Raw genomic sequence first — 19,134 nt, forward strand, 5'->3', positions numbered from 1 at the left:
CTTCAGAAGTCCCAACCGCGCCTCAGCGCCGCCGGTGAAGGGGGTTCTAAGGGGAGTGATGCATGGGCGCAAGCGGAAAACGCAAAGAAAATCCGATTTTTTGATTTTTTCTGCGACGCGCTAATTTGAGAGGCATAAATTAGTTCTTAAACTGTGGATAAAGCCCTAGTTATCCACAGAACCGATTAGAAAGGCCCTGAAATGCGTCTCATTTCGATTCTATTTATTACCATTGGTGGCTCTGCATGGGCGGAATCAGAGCCCCTCGCCCCTTTGGGTTCGGCAAGTCTGGGTGTTCTGGGATTTCAGGCCTATGACACTATTTTATATACCCCGTCCGGGCAGGCCTTTGATTGGACCGCGCCGATGGCCTTGGAAATCAATTATGAACGTGACTTTTCAGCGGAGATTTTGACCCAAACAACCCGCGAAGAAATCGCACGGATCGAAGGCAACCCGGGTGATCTGGATCGCGTCATCAACACATTGGCGGATTGTATGCGCGATGTATCAGACGGCGATCAGTTTGTTGCGAACGCCCCTACCCCCGATCAGATTGAGTTCAGCCTTAATGGCACGACCACCTGTAACGTGACCTATCCGAACCTGCGCAAACGGTTTCTATCGATCTGGTTATCGGACGATAGCAGGTTCCCGCGTTTATCTAGACAGTTGCGCGGTGGGTGATCGGGCGGTATCCCGCGTCTATATCAGATTAAGGGGATAAACATGCGCATCCTTGTGATCCATACCGGCGGCACCATCGGAATGGCCCAAACCGACCAAGGGTTCGCCCCCAAAGACGGCGTTATAGAAGAAGCGCTGGATCAAATCCGGTCGAACCACACGGATTTAGGAACAATCAGACTAATGCCCCTAACCCCTGCGATTGACAGCGGCGAAGCGACAACTGCGGAATGGAACCGCATTGCGATGGCCGTCTTCACAGAGCTGGGCAACTATGATGCCTTTGTTATAACGCACGGCACCGACAGCCTATCCTATTCGGCGGCGGCAATGGTGATGGCACTGCGCGGGATTGACGTCCCCGTGATCCTAACCGGATCAATGATCCCATTAACGGTCGAAAATTCGGATGGAATGCGGAACCTGACTGACGCATTGATCGCCTGCCGTTCCGCGCAACCCGGCGTTTGGGTTCAGTTCGCAGGCCGTCTGCTACACGGGTCGCGCGTGTACAAAGCGCATTCATCGGACCTAGACGCATTTACCGATAGCCCATCCGAAATGCCGCCGTTGTTTGCGAGCCCTTTCCCGACAATTGCGCAAACGTCACCGCACAAAGTGCTGACCTTCACCATCGCGCCAGGTGCTATGTTCGGATTGCTAAAAACTGCGGTTCAGCAAGGCGAGGCCCTGGTTCTACGTTGCTACGGTTCCGGGACAGCGCCGAACGATCCAGAGCTGCGCGATGCACTGTCACTGGCAGCCAAACGCAACGTACCCGTTGTAGCTGTATCGCAATGCCCAGCGGGCGGCATGAACATCGGCACCTATCAGGCGGGGCAAATCCTGCGGGATGGCGGCGTTATTGATGGCCGCGGGATGACTGCGGAAATGGCACATGTGAAACTGCACTATGCGCTGGAAACCGATGACCCGCACGCATTTATGGCCACCGAATTCTGCGGCGAGATGTAGAATAGAAAAAGGGGGGCGCTAGCCCCCCCAGTGTCACGGATCGGGTGGATTATGTTACCGCCCGTTAGCTTTTTGCCTGTATCCCGATCCGCGTCAGGGGCCAGCGCACCAGCCCCGGAAACTTTAGCTGCAGCCCGATGTGGCGCCGCACGTATTACATTTCATACAGGTGCCGTTCCGCACCAAAGTGTAGTTGCCACAATCACCGCATGGGTCGCCCTCGTAGCCTTGCATTTTCGCTTTGTCACGTGCCGACATCGACAAAACAGCGGTGGTGGCGGTTTCTTGCGTAGTGGGTACCGTAGCCGTTTGAATAGCCGCCGCATCCGATACCGAAGTAGGCCCGCTAAACATCGCCAAATCCGAAGGAACCCGTTTGCGCAGGTAACCGGTAGAGGAGATTTGCTTCAACACTTCCAACGACTTAGAGGTCGCAGTTTCACTAGGTTCCTGCACGTTACTGGTGTCGTCCTGTTTGTGCAGATCATCAAACGACGCACCCGAAGGTTTAACGTGCGCCAGATCCGTGCGATCTAGATAGGACACCGCCAATTCGCGGAAAATGTAATCCAAGATCGAAGTCGCCGATTTAATGGAATCGTTGCCCTGCACCATCCCCGCCGGTTCGAATTTGGTGAACGTAAACGCGTCCACGAATTCCTCTAGCGGGACGCCGTATTGCAGGCCAACCGATACCGCGATGGCAAAGTTGTTCATCATCGCGCGGAACCCTGCGCCCTCTTTATGCATATCGATAAAGATTTCGCCCAGCTGACCATCGGCATATTCGCCCGTACGCAGGTAAACCTTGTGCCCGCCAACGACCGCCTTTTGGGTGTAACCCTTGCGGCGCTCTGGCATCTTTTCGCGGTGACTGCGCACGAATTCTTTGACGATGACCTTTTCGATCACCTTTTCGGCCAACACCGCTGCCTTTTCCGTCGGGGTGCCTGTTTCCAGAATTTCGGCGGCGCCTTCGTCATCTTCGATCAGCGCAGCGGCCAAAGGTTGCGACAGCTTCGATCCGTCACGATACAGCGCGTTCGCCTTGACCCCCAGTGACCACGACAATTCATAGGCCTTTTGGCAATCTTCGATCGTGGCCGAGTTCGGCATGTTGATCGTTTTGGAAATCGCGCCCGAAATAAACGACTGCGCAGCGGCCATCATTTTGATGTGGCTATCGACCGACAGATACCGTTTGCCTTTCTTGCCGCATGGGTTCGCACAATCAAAGATGTGGTAGTGCTCTTCCAACAGATGCGGTGCGCCCTCTAGCGTCATCGTGCCGCAAACATGATCGTTTGCTGCGTCGATTTCCTGTTTGGAATATCCCAAATGGCGCAACAGATCGAACGATGGATCGTTCAATTTTGCCGCTGGAATGCCTAGCGTTTTCTGGCAGAACTCTTCGCCCAGCGTCCACTGGTTGAACACGAACCGCACGTCAAAGGCCGATTTTAGCGCGGCTTCGATTTTATCGATCTCGGTTTGGCCGAACCCATGACCGATCAGCGAGGTGTGGTTCAGCGCTGGCGCCTGCCCGATTGATCCGTGGCCGACAGCATAGGCAATGATTTCTTCGATCTGCGCGCTGGAATAGCCCAATGTCTCCAAAGCCGCTGGCACCGAACGGTTGATGATTTTGAAATATCCGCCGCCTGCCAGTTTTTTGAATTTCACCAGCGCAAAATCGGGTTCAATGCCGGTAGTGTCACAGTCCATCACCAGACCGATGGTGCCCGTTGGCGCGATCACCGAAACCTGCGCGTTGCGGTAGCCGTGTTTTTCGCCCAAGGCTAAAGCTTCGTCCCATACCTCGGTCGCTATGCTGATCAGGCGCGGATCAGGGCAGTTCGCATGATCCAAGGGCAGCGGTTTGACAGCCAGATTTTCATACCCGTCTTCCAACCCGTGTGCCGCTGTGCGGTGATTGCGGATAACGCGCAGCATGTGATCGCGGTTGCGTTCGTATCCCGAAAACGCACCCAGTTCGCCTGCCATTTCTGCCGAGGTCGCATAGGACACGCCCGTCATGATCGCGGTCAGCGCTGCACCCAACGCGCGGCCATTGTCGCTGTCGTATCCCAGCCCCATGTTCATCAGAAGACCGCCGATATTGGCGTATCCCAAACCCAAGGTCCGGAAATCATAGGACAGCTGCGCGATTTCCTTGGACGGGAATTGCGCCATCATGACGGAAATTTCCAGCGTCACAGTCCACAGACGAGTCGCGTGAATATAGGATTCCACGTCGAATTCGCCGTTCTTGTAAAACTGCAGCAGGTTCATCGACGCAAGGTTACAGGCCGTATCGTCCAAGAACATATATTCCGAACACGGGTTCGACCCGCGGATTTCGCCGTCTTCGGGGCAAGTGTGCCACGCGTTAACGGTGTCGTGGAATTGGATACCTGGGTCCGCGCAGGCCCATGCGGCATGGCCGACCTGATCCCATAGATCGCGCGCTTTGACGGTTTTGGAAACTGTGCCGTCTTTGCGGTTGATCAGATCCCAATCGGCGTCGTCTTTGACTGCCTGCAAAAACGCATCGGTCACGCGGATCGAGTTGTTAGAGTTTTGGCCAGAAACGGACGCGTAAGCTTCGGAATCCCAATCGGTATCGTAGGTCGGGAATTCGATGCTGGTGTGGCCCTGTTTCGCATAGTCCAAAACACGTTTGATGTATGTTTCTGGAATCGCGACCTTTTTGGCCTCTCGCACGGCTGATTTCAGGCTCGTGTTTTTTGCAGGATCATAGGCGTCCGCCTCGGCGCCGTCCCATGCGCCAATCGCTGCGAAAATGCCATTCAGCTTTTCTTCGTGCATTTTAGAGCCAGCCACGATGGACGCGACCTTCTGCTCCTCGATGACTTTCCAGTTGATAAAGTCTTCGATGTCGGGGTGATCGGCATCTACGATCACCATCTTCGCTGCTCGACGGGTTGTACCGCCTGATTTAATCGCGCCAGCGGCACGATCCCCTATTTTCAAGAATCCCATCAGGCCCGAGGATTGCCCCCCACCCGACAGTTTTTCGCCCACACCACGGAGCGAAGAGAAATTCGTGCCCGTGCCCGAGCCATATTTGAACAAACGTGCCTCGCGGACCCATAGATCCATAATGCCGCCGTCGTTCACCAGATCGTCCGAAACGGATTGGATGAAACAGGCGTGGGGCTGCGGATGTTCATAGGCGCTGTTGGATTTGACCAATTTGCCCGTTTTGTAATCTACATAATGGTGGCCCTGCGCGGGGCCATCGATGCCGTACGCCCAGTGCAGGCCTGTATTGAACCACTGCGGGCTGTTCGGCGCGGCCATCTGGCGGGCCAGCATGAAACGCATTTCGTCGAAATAAGCCTGCGCGTCCGCTTCGGTTGTGAAATAGCCGCCCTTCCAGCCCCAATAGGTCCAGGCGCCGGCCAAACGGTCAAACACCTGTTTTGCGCTAGATTCCCCGCCGAATTCCGCACCATCAGCAGGCACCGACCGCCACAGAAATTCTGGCACGTCTTTTTCACGAACTTTTTTGGTGGCCGATGGAATCCCCGCCTTGCGGAAATATTTTTGTGCGATGACGTCGCTGGCCACTTGGCTCCAGCTGGTCGGGACTTCGCATTCTTTTAATTGAAAAACCAACGTCCCATCAGGATTGCGAATTTCAGACGCTGTTTTGCGAAATTCAATATCCGCATAGGCATCCTGACCCGATTTCGTAAAACGACGTTCAATTTTCATCTTTAAAGTCCCTGCCATGACCCGAAAACGGCCATTCAATATCTCACCCTCAAAGCGCGGTGGCGCCCTACCCAACTTGGGACGATCTGAAAAAGACAATATTTCATCGGTCGGACCCAAAGGTCCGTTAAGTGCCCGCAAAAGCGAAATCGTCTGATTTTGTCCCTGAACGCGACCTACATATGGTGTGTGGGTCGTCGATGCACACAAACTGGCAAATCAACTACTAGGGGGTCAACGAATTTTTCACACTAAATAACGGAACATTACTATTGACGGTGAAAACACTATGAAATCCGTCGATTCCTCCACAGGTCGCCATATACGTGTGTGTATTTTTTGCGCAGCTTTAGAAGAGCTGCCAGATTCCGTTCGTATACACGCTGCCCGTTTAATGTTGGAACTAACCAGAATCGCGCTTGACCCAAAAACAAAAAACCGCCCCAAGGGGCGGCTATTTGTTTTCCAAATTTGGAAGTGGTCGGGACGGCAAGATTCGAACTTGCGACCTACGGTACCCAAAACCGTCGCGCTACCAGGCTGCGCTACGCCCCGACTGTGTGGCGGGTTTTAGTGTTAGTTTCCGGGAATGAAAAGAGCAAAAAGTAACAAATTTGAAAAAAAGTTATCCACATGAAAAAACAGCTAAATTTCCGATAATCGGGTGCTGAAACGCATCGCCTTCGGCAATCCCAAGCCGTGCAGCCAGTCCGCCATTAATCTCTAGAACGAATTTCACCTCGTCCCCGCCTGGGATTGGTGTTCGATCCATCGGAATCGCATTGTCATGAATGTGGGTAATTGTCCCCGTTTCGTCCGCAAACAGCATATCCAACGGAATCAGCGTGTTGTGCATCCAGAATGCGACAGGCTGTTCATTGTCATAGGCAAACAGCATCCCCTGCATGAGAGGCATGTCAGCCACATTCATCAGGCCTTGCGAACGTTCTTGGGGGGTGTCGGCGACTGAAACTTGGAACCGTGCCTGTCCAAAATCGCCTTTGACCGTCAATCGGTCATCTGTGCATTGCGCCGCCGCTGTCCCAGCAGCGGCACAAAATGCAATTGTCGTTATTAGTCGTTTGACGCGGTGATGCTTTCCCAAATCAGAACCTCAACAGCCAACTTGCCTCGTTTGCCATCGATGGTCCGCATTGCGATCGCTTCGCCAGGTTGTAGATCGGCCAAACCGGAACGACGCAGAACCTCGATGTGTACAAACACATCATCGGCCGAACCAAAGGCATTGGCAAATCCAAATCCTTTGACCTTGTCGAACCATTTAACCCGCGCCGGCTCTACAGGTGTAGAACGCAATACTTCAGGATCGATTTCAGCCAAATCTGCAAGAGTTGCGTCATTGTCGTTGGATGCAGGCGGTTCGATGGCAACAACTTCGATCGCTTGTAAGCCGCGATCTGTTCGTTGCGCCAGCAATTCGATGTTAGCCCCATCCGCTACAGAACTTTGTCCGAAGTTCCGTAGCACATTTGCGTGTAGCAAAATGTCAGGTCCACCATCATCTGCGATTACAAAGCCGAACCCTTTTCCAGGGTCGAACCATTTCACGCGTCCGCGAACGGCGCGTTCTTCCGTCACTTGTGTGTTCATCATTATTCTTAACTTCCGACCACGACCCCCATCCGATCGCAGCTTCATTACGCTACCAGACAGGTTTCATCGCCAAGAAACAAGACAAAACAAAGCCGTGTATTTCACGAAGCGTGAATTTTAGGGGTACAGACGCGACACATCCCATGTATCGGATATACCTTTGCGCGACCACATAAACCGATCGTGCAACCTAAACGCGCCATCAGCCCAGAATTCGATCTCGACCGGGCGAATCCTGATTCCACCCCAAAATTCTGGTCGTTGTGGGTTAACACCTTTCTTGGCGGTGACAACAGCAACTTCAGACATCAGTTTCGCGCGGCTATCCAGTGGCTTCGATTGATCCGATGCCCATGCCCCGAGCCGACTTTTGAGCGAACGAGAGTTATAATATTCGTCCGCCTTTTCGCCTTCTTCGCGTTCAGTGATACCGCGCACGCGAATTTGGCGGCGCAAGGATTTCCAGTGCATGACAAAGGCGGCTTTGCCAGTTGCCTCAATCTCGGACGCTTTGGCGCTGCCGTAGTTGGTGTAGAAAACAAAGGCGTCGTCTTCGACATCTTTCAACAAAACCATCCGCGCATTGGGTAGACCGTCGGCGTCCACCGTCGACAACGCAATCGCATTCGGATCGTTCAGCTCGGACTCTTCAGCCTCTGCCATCCAGCGGCGTGTAATTTCAAACGGATCGTTACCTTCGAAAATTCCGGTTCTATCGGTCATTGGGATTTGCCTTTGTTCAATACCGTTTGTCTTACGAGTGTTTATAAGTCACGGATCACTTTGTCATCTGCTTCACGGGTGCCTGCCTAGGGTTGATGCTGCAAGGCCAATCGCCTAAACCATGACAAAATTATTAGGCCAGTTAGGCAAAAGGAACAGACATGTCGACGCAACTCATGCAAGGCAAACGCGGGCTAATCATGGGCCTGGCCAATGATAAATCAATCGCTTGGGGCATCGCCAAAGCTTTGGCAGACGCAGGCGCAGAGCTTGCTTTTTCGTATCAAGGCGAGGCGCTGAAAAAACGTGTGGGTCCACTGGCTGAACAGTTGGGTTCGGACATCGTTCTGCCATGTGACGTTGCAGACATGGACAGCATCGATGCGTTGTTTGGTGAACTCGAATCCAAATGGGGCAAGCTGGACTTTATCGTTCACGCCATTGGTTTTTCGGACAAAAACGAACTGCGTGGCCGCTATGTGGACACCACCCGCGACAATTTCCTGACCACGATGGACATCTCGGTTTATTCGTTCACCGCTGTGACCCAGCGCGCTGCGAAGATGATGACCGACGGCGGTTCGTGCGTTACCCTGACCTACTATGGCGCAGAACGCGTGATGCCACACTATAACGTCATGGGCGTTGCAAAGGCAGCGCTAGAAGCATCGGTTCGTTATCTGGCCGAAGATCTGGGCAAAGATGGCATTCGCGTGAACGCGATTTCCGCAGGTCCGATCAAAACGCTGGCAGCATCGGGCATCGGCGATTTCCGCTACATTCTGAAATGGAACGAATACAATTCGCCACTACGCAAGAACGTCACCATCGACGAAGTCGGCGGTTCGGCCCTGTATTTGCTGTCTGACCTTTCCACTGGCGTGACGGGCGAAACCCACCACGTTGATGCGGGCTACCACGTTGTCGGTATGAAAGCCGTCGACGCGCCCGACATGAACAAAGAGTAACACAATGACTGCCGCCGCATTCCTAACGATCGTTTTGATCCACCTTGCGGCGGCGATCTCTCCTGGGCCTAGCTTTATTGTATCAGTCCGCGTCGCAGCATCCGAAGGGTTCAAAACCGCTGTGGCATTGGCATTCGGTTTTGGAATGGGTGCCCTACTATGGGCCACCGCCGCGATGGCGGGCCTTGCGATCCTGTTCGAAATCGTTCCTTCCCTGTTCATTGGCATGAAACTGATCGGCGCCGCGTTTCTGATGTGGATTGCTTATCAAATGTGGCGCCACGCGTCCGAACCGATGGATATGGACGCCGCATCCGATAAACCACGCAGCGCATGGGCCGCGTTCTGGTTCGGGTTTCTGACTTTCGCAACCAATCCCAAACCTGCAATTTTTTTCGGTGCGGTTTTTGTGGGGCTTGTGCCCACAGATACGCCCCTTCCGTGGCGTCTTGCTATACTTGGGGCGGTTTTCGCAAACGAAACGCTTTGGTATATCACCGTGGCACGTGTATTTTCACACGCACGCGCCCGCACCGCCTATATCCGATTGAAATCCAGCGTAGATCGCGTATTTGGCGGTTTTCTGGCCCTATTGGGTCTAAAGATCGCTTTGACATAAAGGACTGACCATGGCTCCGAATGATCGCCTGCCCTATGAAAAAGGTTTCCATGTATCGTGGGACCAGATCCACCGTGACAGCCGCGCGCTGGCTTGGCGTTTGGACGGACGCGGTCCGGGTGAAAATGGCGAATGGAAAGCTATCGTTGCGATCACACGCGGCGGCATGGCCCCTGCGATGATCGTGGCGCGTGAATTGGACATCCGCACCATCGACACCATCAGCGTTAAATCCTACAACCACCAATCCCAAACCGAAGCGCAGGTTCTAAAAGCCCCTAACGCCGACATGATGGGCGACGGCACTGGCATTCTGGTCATCGACGATCTGGTAGATTCGGGCAAAACGCTGGAACTGTGCCGCGAACTGTATCCGAACGCGCATTTCGCGACCGTCTACGCGAAACCCAAAGGCAACGCCCAAGTGGACACCTTTATCACCGAAGTATCGCAAGATACTTGGATTTTCTTCCCTTGGGATATGGCCCTGCAATACGTGCAACCTTTCCGCGGCGAAGACTAAGATCACAACAAATCGACGATTTTAGGCGCAAGGCGGACCGCTTTGCGCCTTTTTTCATGGGTTTGCGATGTGCATCCGCTTGCACCCCGCCAACCGTATGCCTATTGATTTGCAACACCGTCCAAAGGGCGACGATCAAAGACAGGGAGGCCATCGCATGGCACAGGAAAAAAAGACCAAACTGGGCGTTTGGGTAATCCTCGGGCTCATTTTTGTCAGCCTAATCGGCTTTGGCGGCACGTCTTTGACTTCGACCTCGAATACATTGGCGACTGTGGGTGAAAAAGAAATCACCGTGAACCAATACGCGCTGGAAATGCAGCGCGGTCTGGATGCTATTTCCCGCCAGTTGGGCACACCGATCAGCTTTGCCCAAGCGCAAGCCGCTGGTCTCGACCAAGAGATTTTGAGCGAACTGGTAAACAACCGCATTCTGCAAAACGAAGTCGCTAATTTGGGCATTTCGGCAGGCGATGAACGTTTGGCAACCATCATCCGCAATGATCCCAACTTTCAAGGTCTTAGCGGCCAATTCGAACGTGACACCTACGCGGAAATCCTGCGCCGTTGGGGCACCCGTGAAGCCGATTTTGAAAATGTCGTTCGCGATGAAATCGCCGCAACCGCGCTACAGGTTGGTTTGGTATCCGGATTTGACGCCCCTGCCGATTACGTTGATCTGCTGACCAACTATGTCGCTGAACGCCGTGATATTTCGTGGGTCCGTTTTGATGCAACTGCCGTCGAAGCCGCGTTAGCAGAACCTACCGACGCAGAGTTGGCGGAATATTTGGAACAAAACCCGGCTGAATTCACAACGCCAGAAACCAAAACCATCGTTTACGCGGCACTGACACCTGACATGCTGCTGCCGACGATTGATGTCGACGAAACAGCGCTGCGTGAGATGTATGACGCGCGATCGGCTGACTATAATCGTGAAGAACGTCGTTTGGTTGAACGTCTAGGTTTTAGCGACGAAGCCGCAGCCCAAGCTGCGCTGGATGCGATCAATGCCGGCGAAACCGATTTTGATGCGCTAGTTGCCGACCGTGGTTTGACGCTGGACGATGTCGATCTGGGCGATGTTGCACTGTCCGACCTAGAGGCCGCAGGCGATGCCGTTTTTGCCGCTCAAACCGGTGACGTTGTCGGCCCGCTGCCATCCCTGATCGGTCCTGCCCTGTTCCGCGTGAACGCCATTTTGGATGCCGAAGAAATCAGTTTTGAACAGGCGTCCGATGAACTGCGTTTGGAACTGGGTCGTGACCGCGCCCGCCGCGTTATTCAAGACACCGCCGAACAAATGGCAGACCTGATCGCGGGCGGCGCTCGCGTCGAAGATTTGGCCGCGAACACCAACATGGAACTGGGCTCCATCGACTGGACTGCGGATAGCACTGACGGCATGGCCGCCTACCCCGAATTCCGCAATGCGGCCGCCGCTGCAGAAATCGGTGCATATCCTGAACTGTTCGAAACATCGGACGGCGGTATGTTTGTTCTGCGCGTTGAACAGATCAATGAACCAGCTGTTCAAGCGCTAGAAGACGTGCGTGACGCTGTCGCCGCTGCATGGGCTGTCGATGCGCAACAACAGGCTGTCATTGCCTATGCCGAAGACCAAGCAGCAGCGCTGACTGGTGGCTCGAGCTTTGCTGATCTGGAAATCGAAGCAACGGTTGATGCGGACGTGACCCGCCAGACATTCCTGGATTTCACGCCTCAGGGTTTCATGGCTCAGGTCTTTGCGACCGACGAAGGCGCCGCTTTTGTCATGCCATATGACGACGGCGCCGTACTGGCACAGGTTACTGCGATCAAATCGCCAGCCGACGACGAAGACACCGCAGCGATCCGCGACCGCATCGCAGAACAGCTGTCGAACTCGATGGCTCAGGACGTTTTCGCCACCACCCTATCGCGCATCGCCGCTGATACAGAGATCAACGTTGTGCAAGCTGCGGTCACCGCAGTGAACGCACAGATGCAATAAGGACGAGGCAGATGGCCCTGAGCCCCGATTTCGAAACCTTTAAAGCTGCATTTGACGCAGGCAAAAACCAAGTCGTTTATACGCGACTGGCTGCCGATCTGGACACGCCTGTGTCCCTGATGCTGAAACTGGCAGGCGCTGGCAAAAATGCGTTTATGTTGGAATCCGTCACTGGCGGTGAACAGCGCGGTCGCTATTCGATCGTTGGCATGAACCCTGATTTGATCTGGGAATGCCGCGGGACAACCGCACGCCTAAACCGCTCTGCCCGTTTTGACGAACAAGCGTTTCAGGATCAGGACGCCGATCCGCTGACGTCCCTGCGTGCGCTGATCGACGAAAGCAAAATTGACCTGCCTGACGATCTGCCAGCCGCGGCTGCGGGTCTATTCGGTTATCTGGGTTATGACATGATCCGTTTGGTGGAACATCTGCCAAACGTGAATCCCGACCCAATCGGTGTGCCTGACGCGATGATGCTGCGACCGTCGGTCGTTGCTGTTTTGGACGGCGTCAAAGGCGACGTTATTCTGGTTGCGCCCGCATGGGCTAATTCGGGCCTGAATGCCAAGGCCGCCTATGCACAAGCCGCCGAACGCGTGATGGATGCTCAGCGCGCATTGGACCGCCCTGTGCCGACCGAACGCGAATACCAAACACCGCACGACGTCGCGCCAGCCACGTCGAACTTTACCCGTGACGGGTACAAAGCTGCCGTGGAAAAGGCCAAAGAATACATTCGCGCGGGCGATATTTTTCAGGTTGTTCCGGCCCAACGCTGGACGCAGGAATTTGTCGAACCACCGTTCGCATTGTACCGTTCGCTGCGCCGCACCAACCCGTCGCCCTACATGTTCTACTTTAACTTTGGCGGCTATCAGATCATCGGCGCATCGCCTGAAATTCTGGTTCAGGTGGCAGGCAAGCAGGTCACCATTCGCCCTATCGCTGGCACGCGCCCCCGCGGCGCAACTCCAGAAGAAGACAAAGCGAACGAAGCCGATCTGCTGGCCGACAAAAAAGAACTGGCAGAACATTTGATGCTGCTGGATCTGGGCCGCAACGATACCGGCAAAGTATCAAAAATCGGCACCGTTCGCCCGACCCAAGAATTCATCATCGAACGCTACAGCCACGTGATGCACATCGTGTCGAACGTCGTTGGCGAATTGGCCGAAGATCAGGACGCCGTTTCGGCCCTACTGGCTGGATTGCCTGCAGGCACTGTTTCTGGTGCGCCAAAGGTCCGCGCGATGGAAATCATTGACGAACTAGAGCCCGAAAAACGCGGCGTCTATGGCGGCGGCGTTGGGTATTTCAGCGCGGGCGGTGATATGGATATCTGTATCGCGCTACGCACCGCCGTTCTGAAGGATCAGAAACTGTATATTCAGGCAGGCGGCGGCGTTGTGTATGACAGCGACCCCGAGGCCGAATATATGGAGACCGTTCACAAATCGAATGCGATCCGCAAAGCCGCCGAAGACGCGGCGCGATTTGCAGGCGGCAACCAATAAGAAAAGGCCCCGAATATCGGGGCCTTTTTTCGTTCTTCTAATCAGATTTCAGAACAGCCGATACAGGGGCCAGCGCGACTTGGCTGGCTCTGTTTGCTGTCGACCATAACGTCAACGCGCTGACCGTATCTGCGCGCAATCGAGCCAACATCACGACGCCCGACTGCTGCCGCGCCTGAAATGCACCATTGTCAATAAAGCGGCGAATGACAGAAGACCCCTGCCCGTCGCCATCCAAATCACGCGATACCAATGTGGCTGGCACGTCCGCAGTTTCCGCTGCGCGCATTCCTGAATTCAAACCAGAATCCAGCGCGACATAGCCACGACCAGCGCGGGCCAATTCAGACATCACGACCTCGATCGCGTTTCGGTTCGATCCCAATCCAGCTTCGCCTAGATCAAGGATGCCGATAGCCTCGGGTAGAATAGAAAAACTGCCTTGAATCACTTGGGCCGCATCACTGGCTGTAGCGCCTTGGGGAATCGGGTTCATAATCAAAACTTCGAACCCTGCCGCACGATAGGCTGACATTTTGGCTTCGGCATCGGGGTCAGCGATAGATAGCGCAACGGTCACATCAAAAGGGATTGATGCCAAAACAGCTGGCCCGTTTGGCAACCCGCCTTCATCCATCACCACAAAGGACATCAACGGCAAATTGCCTGCATTGGAAAATGGCGCTGAATAATCTTCTAACGCGTTAATCGCCGCGGTTTCAGTTACGGCAGGTTCGCTATCGGTGCCCAAACGGCGGATTGTTACGGTGCTATCGCCGGTTGGCAACGCGGATGCAGATTGACCAGACAAACCGGGCGCAGGGCGAACCGAGGTATCAATCGGTGCAGCCTCAGGCTCTGCCATTGGTGCTGTGGTTTCAGGTTCATTCGCATCAGGTGCGGTGATCATGCCCATCTCTGGGGCTACGATCATCGGCATATCTGGTTGATCATTTTCAGGTTCGGGTTCTGGAATAATCTCAACCGTTACAGCGGCAGGATCAGTCGACACAATAACGTCCGCTTCGCCGGATGGCGGGTTCGGTTGTACCGACTGCGGGCTTTGCAAAACCGGGTCGACTTCGGGTGATGTAACACCGGAGGCGTCGTCTGCCTCGGGTTCGGACATATCGCCGATAATCTCTACATCTTCGGGACGGTCGGCGGTAGTTGTATCGGCCAATGGCGCGGATGTTTCAGGAACGTCAATCACAGGCGCCGGCGCAAGGCTCGGCGCTTCGATTTGGATGCCAGTTTCGGGTTCTACAGTCAGGGAAGGCGCCACTGGATCGGATGTATCAACGACTGGGGCAGGATCATCGGTGGTTTCGACCGACGCCGTTGGGTCCTCAGCGGCCATTTCTGGATCATCGGCAGGTGTTACCACGGGTTCAGGTTCACTCTGGCCGACCATTTCAGGCATTGGTGCAACCAGTGACGCGGTTGCCAAACCAACGACCGACAGAATCGCACCCACCGCGACACCCGAAAATAATCCCTTTAACATCAGACTGCCCCTTGCTCTGACTACGTTCTGCCCAATACATGACCACGTTTATTGCCCTGCGGACCTTGACCATCCCTGCCATACGGGATCATGTAGGGCCGACTATATCGCCACCAATACGGTCGGCAAAACCCCTAAATGCTTGTTGGGCCTACCATGTTGCTCTTGATCGATAACTACGACAGCTTCACCTATAACCTTGTTCACTATTTGGGCGAACTGGGCGCCGATGTTGTGGTGAAACGCAACGATGCACTGAACGTCCAAGAGGCGATGGCCCAAAATCCCGAAGCGATCCTGCTATCGCCTGGCCCATGCGACCCTGATCAGGCAGGCATTTGTTTGGCTCTGACCGAAGCCGCCGCCGAAACCAAAACCCCGCTGATGGGTGTGTGTTTGGGTCACCAGACCATTGGTCAGGCGTTCGGCGGAAACGTCGTGCGCTGCCATGAAATCGTACACGGCAAAATGGGAACGATGCACCACAATTCAAAAGGTGTGTTCTCTGATCTGCCAAACCCGTTCCAAGCGACCCGCTATCATTCGCTGGTCGTGGATCGCGACACCCTGCCCGACTGCCTAGAGCCGACGGCATGGTTGGAAGACGGCACCGTCATGGGCCTGCAACACCGTGAATTGCCGATCCAAGGCGTTCAGTTCCACCCAGAAAGCATCGCATCCGAACACGGCCACAAACTGCTCCAGAACTTTCTGGAGATCGCAAAGATGAAGGTGACCGCATGACCGACGCAATGAAGCCGCTGATCTACGCCGCGAGCGAAGGCCCCCTGTCCCGTGCCCAAGCGAACCAAGCGTTCGAAATCCTGTTCGAAGGTCAGGCAAGCCCTGCGCAAATCGCGGGGTTCCTGATGGCGATGCGCGCACGCGGTGAATCTGTGGCCGAATATGCCGCCGCTGCCGCGACGATGCGCGCGAAATGCGTGCCCGTGAATGCACCTGACGGCGCGATTGATATCGTCGGCACAGGCGGTGACGGGCTGGGTACATTAAACATTTCCACCGCGACCGCCTTTGTTGTTGCAGGCGCTGGCGTGCCTGTGGCCAAACACGGCAACCGCAATGTGTCGTCGAAATCGGGCGCTGCGGACGCACTGGGCCAATTGGGCATCAACGTCATGGTTGGCGCGGACATTGTAGAACGCGGCCTGAAAGAGGCAAACATCGCATTCATGATGGCGCCAATGCACCATCCAGCGATGAAACACGTGATGCCTGTGCGTCAGGAATTAGGGTGCAAAACGATCTTTAACATCTTGGGACCGTTAACAAATCCGGCTGGCGTCAAACGTCAACTGACGGGCGCATTTGCACCTGATTTGATTTTCCCGATGGCTGAAACGCTGATGGATCTGGGGTCGGAAAAGGCGTGGTTGGTGCACGGCCACGACGGCATGGACGAACTGTCGATCACTGGCGCATCCTCCGTTGCCGCATTGGAAAACGGCAAAATCGAAGCCCGCGAAATCCACCCAGAGGACGCAGGCCTGCCTGTTCACAAACTCGCCGATATCCTAGGCGGTTCGCCCGAGGAAAACGCAAAGGCGCTACTGGCCTTGCTGGATGGCGAAACCGGTGCATATCGTGATGCGGTTCTGCTGAACGCAGCTGCCGCTCTGATCGTCGCCGACCGCGCGAACAACCTAAAAGAAGGCGTTGAAATCGCAGCGGAAAGCATCGCTGCAGGTCACGCCAAGGCAGCCGTCAAAATGCTGTCCAAAGTCACACAAGAAGCCTAAGGGGCCGCTATGCATATTCTGGATAAAATCAAAGCCTATAAACTGGAACATGTTGCGGCCTGCAAAGAAAAAGCGCCACTGGCCGAGGTCGAAGAGCGCGCTCGCGCCGCATCCCCAGTTCGCGGCTTTGCCGAAAATCTACAAAACGCAGCCCGTGATGGTTACGGCCTGATCGCCGAGGTTAAAAAGGCGAGCCCGTCCAAGGGGCTAATCCGCGCCGATTTCGACCCAGCGGTTTTGGCCAAAGCGTACGAAGACGGCGGCGCGACGTGTTTGTCCGTTCTGACCGACGGCCCCAGCTTTCAGGGTGCAGATGAATATCTGGTCGCGGCCCGCGCTGCCACCAACCTGCCCGCCCTGCGCAAAGATTTCATGTACGACACCTATCAGGTCGCCGAAGCCCGCGCCCTGAACGCAGACTGCATCCTGATCATCATGGCATCGGTGTCCGACGCGCAGGCGCAGGAACTGGAATCCGCCGCATTCGAATGGGGCATGGATGTGCTGCTAGAGGTTCACGACGCCGAAGAATTGGAACGCGCGACCCTGTTGAAATCTCCGCTGATGGGCATCAACAACCGCAACCTGAAAACCTTTGAAACCACGCTGGACACAACCCGCACCTTGGCCCGTATGGTGCCCGAGGATCGCACGATCGTCTGCGAAAGCGGCCTGTTCACGCCCGATGATCTGGCCGACATGGCTCGTTACGGCGCACGGACATTCCTGATCGGCGAAAGCTTGATGCGTCAGGATGACGTCACAACCGCGACCAAAACGCTGCTTGCGAACCCATTGCGCGCCGGAGGCATGTGATGTCACTGACGCATTTCGACGATAGCGGCAAAGCGCACATGGTTGATGTCTCTGACAAAGACATCACATCCCGCATCGCGGTCGCCGAAGGCTACATCACAATGACGACTGAAACTCTGGCGCTTGTCGTCGAAGGCCGCGCCGACAAAGGCGATGTTTTAGGAATTGCGCGTTTGGCTGGAATCATGGGAGCCAAAAAAACCGCCGACCTGATCCCCCTGTGTCACCCTCTGCCGATCACCAAGGTTTCTGTGGATCTGACCCCTGACCATGATCTGCCCGGCATTCGCATTTCCGCGACGGTGAAAACGACCGGCAAAACAGGCGTGGAAATGGAGGCATTGACCGCCGTTTCCACCGCTGCGCTGACCGTTCATGACATGGTCAAAGCCGTACAAAAAGACATGGTCATCGGCGGCATTCGCGTCACATTAAAAGACGGCGGTAAGTCGGGCCGGTTCGAGGCATGATTTCGGTCACCGAAGCACAGGACCTATGCCTTGCTTTGGCCGCGCCTATGGCAACAGAGACCATTCCGTTAGACGAGGCCAATGGCCGCGTTCTTGCTGCTGCGGTAAACGCACAACGCGCTCAGCCGCCTTTCGCGTCGTCTGCAATGGACGGTTACGCGATGCAATCATCTGATGCGGTGATTGGCCGAACATTGACCGTTATTGGTGAATCGGCTGCTGGCCATGGATGGAACGGTAAATTGGCATCCGGGGAATGCGTTCGGATTTTCACTGGCGCTCCGGTTCCCGTCGGAGCGGACACCGTCGTAATCCAAGAAGACGTCACTCGCCAAGGCGACACGATCACGATCAACCCAAACCTTGGTACTGGAACAAACATTCGGCCTGCCGGCGTGGATTTCGACGCAGGTTTTTCGATAGATGCACCACGCCTCTTGCGCCCTGTCGACCTTGCCCTATTCGCCGCAATGAACGTGCCGCAGGTATCGGTTTTTTCGAAACCCACCGTAGGTATTTTGGCCACGGGCGATGAACTGGTAATGCCGGGTGAGGCACCAACATCTGACCAAATCATTTCATCAAATGTTTTCGCCATCAAAGCGATGATCGAAGACGCAGGCGGCCTCGCAACCATTTTGCCAATTGCGCCCGACACCGAAGACGGATTGCGATCTGCTATGCGCGATCTGCAACAGTTCGATGTTGCGATAACCATTGGTGGCGCATCAGTTGGCGAATACGATCTGGTCGGCAAAATCGGGGACGAACTGGGGCTTACGCGCAGTTTCTACAAAATCGCTATGCGTCCAGGAAAACCTCTGATCGCTGGACAATTCGGGTCGTGCCCATTTTTGGGTCTGCCTGGAAACCCTGTTTCATCAATCGTTTGCGCAAAATTGTTTGTGGTGCCTCTCATCAAAAAGATGGTCGGTCGAAAAGACATTTTACCCACCCCGATGACGGCCCAATTGGCCCATGACCTGCCTGCCAATGGCCCCCGTTTGCATTATATGCGTGGAAACTACGATAATGGGCTGGTCACTGCCGCACAGTCCCAAGACAGCAGTTTATTGTCCGTCTTGGCAGCGTCCAACTGCCTGATAATCAGGCCCATTGGCGATGCAGAGCGGAAATCCGGCGAAACGGTTGAAATTTTACCGCTTTAGCACAGCGGCGTTGACACAAAACAAGAACAACTATAGAACACCTGTGAACATG

17 protein-coding genes and 1 tRNA gene are annotated in these 19,134 nt (G+C 54.8%); 12 read left to right on the forward strand and 6 right to left on the reverse strand.

The features are described from left to right. The first annotated feature begins 201 nt into the window (after positions 1-201). Both BVC71_RS11590 and BVC71_RS11595 read left to right on the forward strand, forming a co-directional pair. A complete protein-coding gene (locus BVC71_RS11590; protein WP_086451856.1) occupies positions 202-687 on the forward strand; it encodes a hypothetical protein in 486 nt (161 codons plus the stop codon). Between the two features lie 42 nt (positions 688-729). Beyond that, entirely contained in the window at positions 730-1,662 is a 933-nt protein-coding gene (locus BVC71_RS11595) for an asparaginase (RefSeq protein WP_086451857.1), read from the forward strand. Positions 1,663-1,785: 123 nt separating this feature from the next. Here the strand turns inward: BVC71_RS11595 and BVC71_RS11600 are convergent, their stop codons facing one another. The 5 genes from BVC71_RS11600 to pdxH all read right to left on the reverse strand — a co-directional run bounded on the left by BVC71_RS11600 (position 1,786) and on the right by pdxH (position 7,740). Continuing rightward, positions 1,786-5,403, reverse strand: a complete 3,618-nt coding sequence (locus BVC71_RS11600; protein ID WP_086451858.1) for a vitamin B12-dependent ribonucleotide reductase — start codon at positions 5,401-5,403, stop codon at positions 1,786-1,788. Positions 5,404-5,881: 478 nt separating this feature from the next. Further along, positions 5,882-5,958, reverse strand: a tRNA-Pro gene (locus BVC71_RS11605). A 70-nt stretch (positions 5,959-6,028) separates the two neighbouring features. Then, the gene (locus BVC71_RS11610) at positions 6,029-6,415 is read right to left on the reverse strand and encodes a DUF192 domain-containing protein (protein WP_240516843.1); all 387 of its coding nucleotides are present in this window, start codon (positions 6,413-6,415) and stop codon (positions 6,029-6,031) included. Positions 6,416-6,477: 62 nt separating this feature from the next. Next, positions 6,478-7,014: a cold-shock protein gene (locus tag BVC71_RS11615; protein ID WP_086452049.1), complete on the reverse strand. Its 537-nt coding sequence runs from the start codon at positions 7,012-7,014 to the stop codon at positions 6,478-6,480. A 120-nt stretch (positions 7,015-7,134) separates the two neighbouring features. Next, positions 7,135-7,740 carry a pyridoxamine 5'-phosphate oxidase gene (pdxH, locus tag BVC71_RS11620; protein ID WP_086451859.1) on the reverse strand — a complete coding sequence of 202 codons (606 nt, stop codon included), beginning with the start codon at positions 7,738-7,740 and terminating at the stop codon, positions 7,135-7,137. Between the two features lie 161 nt (positions 7,741-7,901). Here pdxH and fabI point away from each other — a divergent pair, with 161 nt between their 5' ends. The 5 genes from fabI (at position 7,902) to trpE (ending at position 13,363) form a co-directional block, all read left to right on the forward strand. Further along, a complete protein-coding gene (gene fabI, locus BVC71_RS11625) occupies positions 7,902-8,708 on the forward strand; it encodes an enoyl-ACP reductase FabI (RefSeq protein ID WP_086451860.1) in 807 nt (268 codons plus the stop codon). Positions 8,709-8,712: 4 nt separating this feature from the next. Beyond that, positions 8,713-9,327, forward strand: coding sequence for a LysE family translocator (locus BVC71_RS11630; protein WP_086451861.1), 615 nt, complete (start codon positions 8,713-8,715; stop codon positions 9,325-9,327). Between the two features lie 10 nt (positions 9,328-9,337). Then, complete coding sequence (gene gpt, locus BVC71_RS11635; protein WP_086451862.1) at positions 9,338-9,850, forward strand: xanthine phosphoribosyltransferase; 513 nt, start codon at positions 9,338-9,340, stop codon at positions 9,848-9,850. 157 nt (positions 9,851-10,007) lie between these two features. After that, complete coding sequence (locus tag BVC71_RS11640; protein WP_165767768.1) at positions 10,008-11,846, forward strand: peptidylprolyl isomerase; 1,839 nt, start codon at positions 10,008-10,010, stop codon at positions 11,844-11,846. 11 nt (positions 11,847-11,857) lie between these two features. Further along, positions 11,858-13,363 carry an anthranilate synthase component I gene (trpE, locus tag BVC71_RS11645; RefSeq protein ID WP_086451864.1) on the forward strand — a complete coding sequence of 502 codons (1,506 nt, stop codon included), beginning with the start codon at positions 11,858-11,860 and terminating at the stop codon, positions 13,361-13,363. A gap of 37 nt (positions 13,364-13,400) precedes the next feature. On the opposite strand, the gene BVC71_RS11650 is transcribed toward trpE, so the two are convergent. Then, a complete protein-coding gene (locus BVC71_RS11650) occupies positions 13,401-14,870 on the reverse strand; it encodes a divergent polysaccharide deacetylase family protein (protein WP_086451865.1) in 1,470 nt (489 codons plus the stop codon). A gap of 156 nt (positions 14,871-15,026) precedes the next feature. Here BVC71_RS11650 and BVC71_RS11655 point away from each other — a divergent pair, with 156 nt between their 5' ends. Genes BVC71_RS11655 through BVC71_RS11675 form a run of 5 tightly spaced genes read left to right on the forward strand, consistent with a single transcriptional unit; the run spans position 15,027 to position 19,082 of the window. Further along, positions 15,027-15,614 carry an anthranilate synthase component II gene (locus BVC71_RS11655; protein WP_086451866.1) on the forward strand — a complete coding sequence of 196 codons (588 nt, stop codon included), beginning with the start codon at positions 15,027-15,029 and terminating at the stop codon, positions 15,612-15,614. Continuing rightward, on the forward strand, positions 15,611-16,627 hold the full coding sequence (gene trpD / locus BVC71_RS11660) for an anthranilate phosphoribosyltransferase (RefSeq protein ID WP_086451867.1): 1,017 nt from the start codon (positions 15,611-15,613) through the stop codon (positions 16,625-16,627). Before BVC71_RS11655 ends, trpD begins: the two co-directional genes overlap by 4 nt. A 9-nt stretch (positions 16,628-16,636) precedes the next feature. Beyond that, a complete protein-coding gene (trpC, locus tag BVC71_RS11665) occupies positions 16,637-17,443 on the forward strand; it encodes an indole-3-glycerol phosphate synthase TrpC (RefSeq protein WP_086451868.1) in 807 nt (268 codons plus the stop codon). Further along, positions 17,443-17,913, forward strand: a complete 471-nt coding sequence (gene moaC / locus BVC71_RS11670; RefSeq protein ID WP_086451869.1) for a cyclic pyranopterin monophosphate synthase MoaC — start codon at positions 17,443-17,445, stop codon at positions 17,911-17,913. Before trpC ends, moaC begins: the two co-directional genes overlap by 1 nt. Next, positions 17,910-19,082 (forward strand): molybdopterin molybdotransferase MoeA, encoded by a 1,173-nt coding sequence (locus BVC71_RS11675; RefSeq protein ID WP_086451870.1) that lies wholly within the window; start codon positions 17,910-17,912, stop codon positions 19,080-19,082. Before moaC ends, BVC71_RS11675 begins: the two co-directional genes overlap by 4 nt. Positions 19,083-19,134 lie beyond the last annotated feature (52 nt).

Source organism: Marivivens niveibacter (assembly GCF_002150005.2).
Taxonomy (GTDB): domain Bacteria; phylum Pseudomonadota; class Alphaproteobacteria; order Rhodobacterales; family Rhodobacteraceae; genus Marivivens; species Marivivens niveibacter.

Excerpts from the sequence above, each read along its gene's own strand:
- fabI (WP_086451860.1), top strand. The coding sequence starts at position 7,902 with ATGTCGACGCAACTCATGCAAGGCAAACGCGGGCTAATCATGGGCCTG.
- BVC71_RS11600 (WP_086451858.1), bottom strand. The coding sequence starts at position 5,403 with ATGAAAATTGAACGTCGTTTTACGAAATCGGGTCAGGATGCCTATGCG.
- BVC71_RS11595 (WP_086451857.1), top strand. The coding sequence starts at position 730 with ATGCGCATCCTTGTGATCCATACCGGCGGCACCATCGGAATGGCCCAA.
- trpE (WP_086451864.1), top strand. The coding sequence starts at position 11,858 with ATGGCCCTGAGCCCCGATTTCGAAACCTTTAAAGCTGCATTTGACGCA.
- trpC (WP_086451868.1), top strand. The coding sequence starts at position 16,637 with ATGCATATTCTGGATAAAATCAAAGCCTATAAACTGGAACATGTTGCG.
- BVC71_RS11630 (WP_086451861.1), top strand. The coding sequence starts at position 8,713 with ATGACTGCCGCCGCATTCCTAACGATCGTTTTGATCCACCTTGCGGCG.
- trpD (WP_086451867.1), top strand. The coding sequence starts at position 15,611 with ATGACCGACGCAATGAAGCCGCTGATCTACGCCGCGAGCGAAGGCCCC.
- BVC71_RS11640 (WP_165767768.1), top strand. The coding sequence starts at position 10,008 with ATGGCACAGGAAAAAAAGACCAAACTGGGCGTTTGGGTAATCCTCGGG.
- BVC71_RS11650 (WP_086451865.1), bottom strand. The coding sequence starts at position 14,870 with ATGTTAAAGGGATTATTTTCGGGTGTCGCGGTGGGTGCGATTCTGTCG.
- BVC71_RS11615 (WP_086452049.1), bottom strand. The coding sequence starts at position 7,014 with ATGAACACACAAGTGACGGAAGAACGCGCCGTTCGCGGACGCGTGAAA.
- moaC (WP_086451869.1), top strand. The coding sequence starts at position 17,443 with ATGTCACTGACGCATTTCGACGATAGCGGCAAAGCGCACATGGTTGAT.
- BVC71_RS11675 (WP_086451870.1), top strand. The coding sequence starts at position 17,910 with ATGATTTCGGTCACCGAAGCACAGGACCTATGCCTTGCTTTGGCCGCG.
- gpt (WP_086451862.1), top strand. The coding sequence starts at position 9,338 with ATGGCTCCGAATGATCGCCTGCCCTATGAAAAAGGTTTCCATGTATCG.
- BVC71_RS11655 (WP_086451866.1), top strand. The coding sequence starts at position 15,027 with ATGTTGCTCTTGATCGATAACTACGACAGCTTCACCTATAACCTTGTT.
- pdxH (WP_086451859.1), bottom strand. The coding sequence starts at position 7,740 with ATGACCGATAGAACCGGAATTTTCGAAGGTAACGATCCGTTTGAAATT.
- BVC71_RS11590 (WP_086451856.1), top strand. The coding sequence starts at position 202 with ATGCGTCTCATTTCGATTCTATTTATTACCATTGGTGGCTCTGCATGG.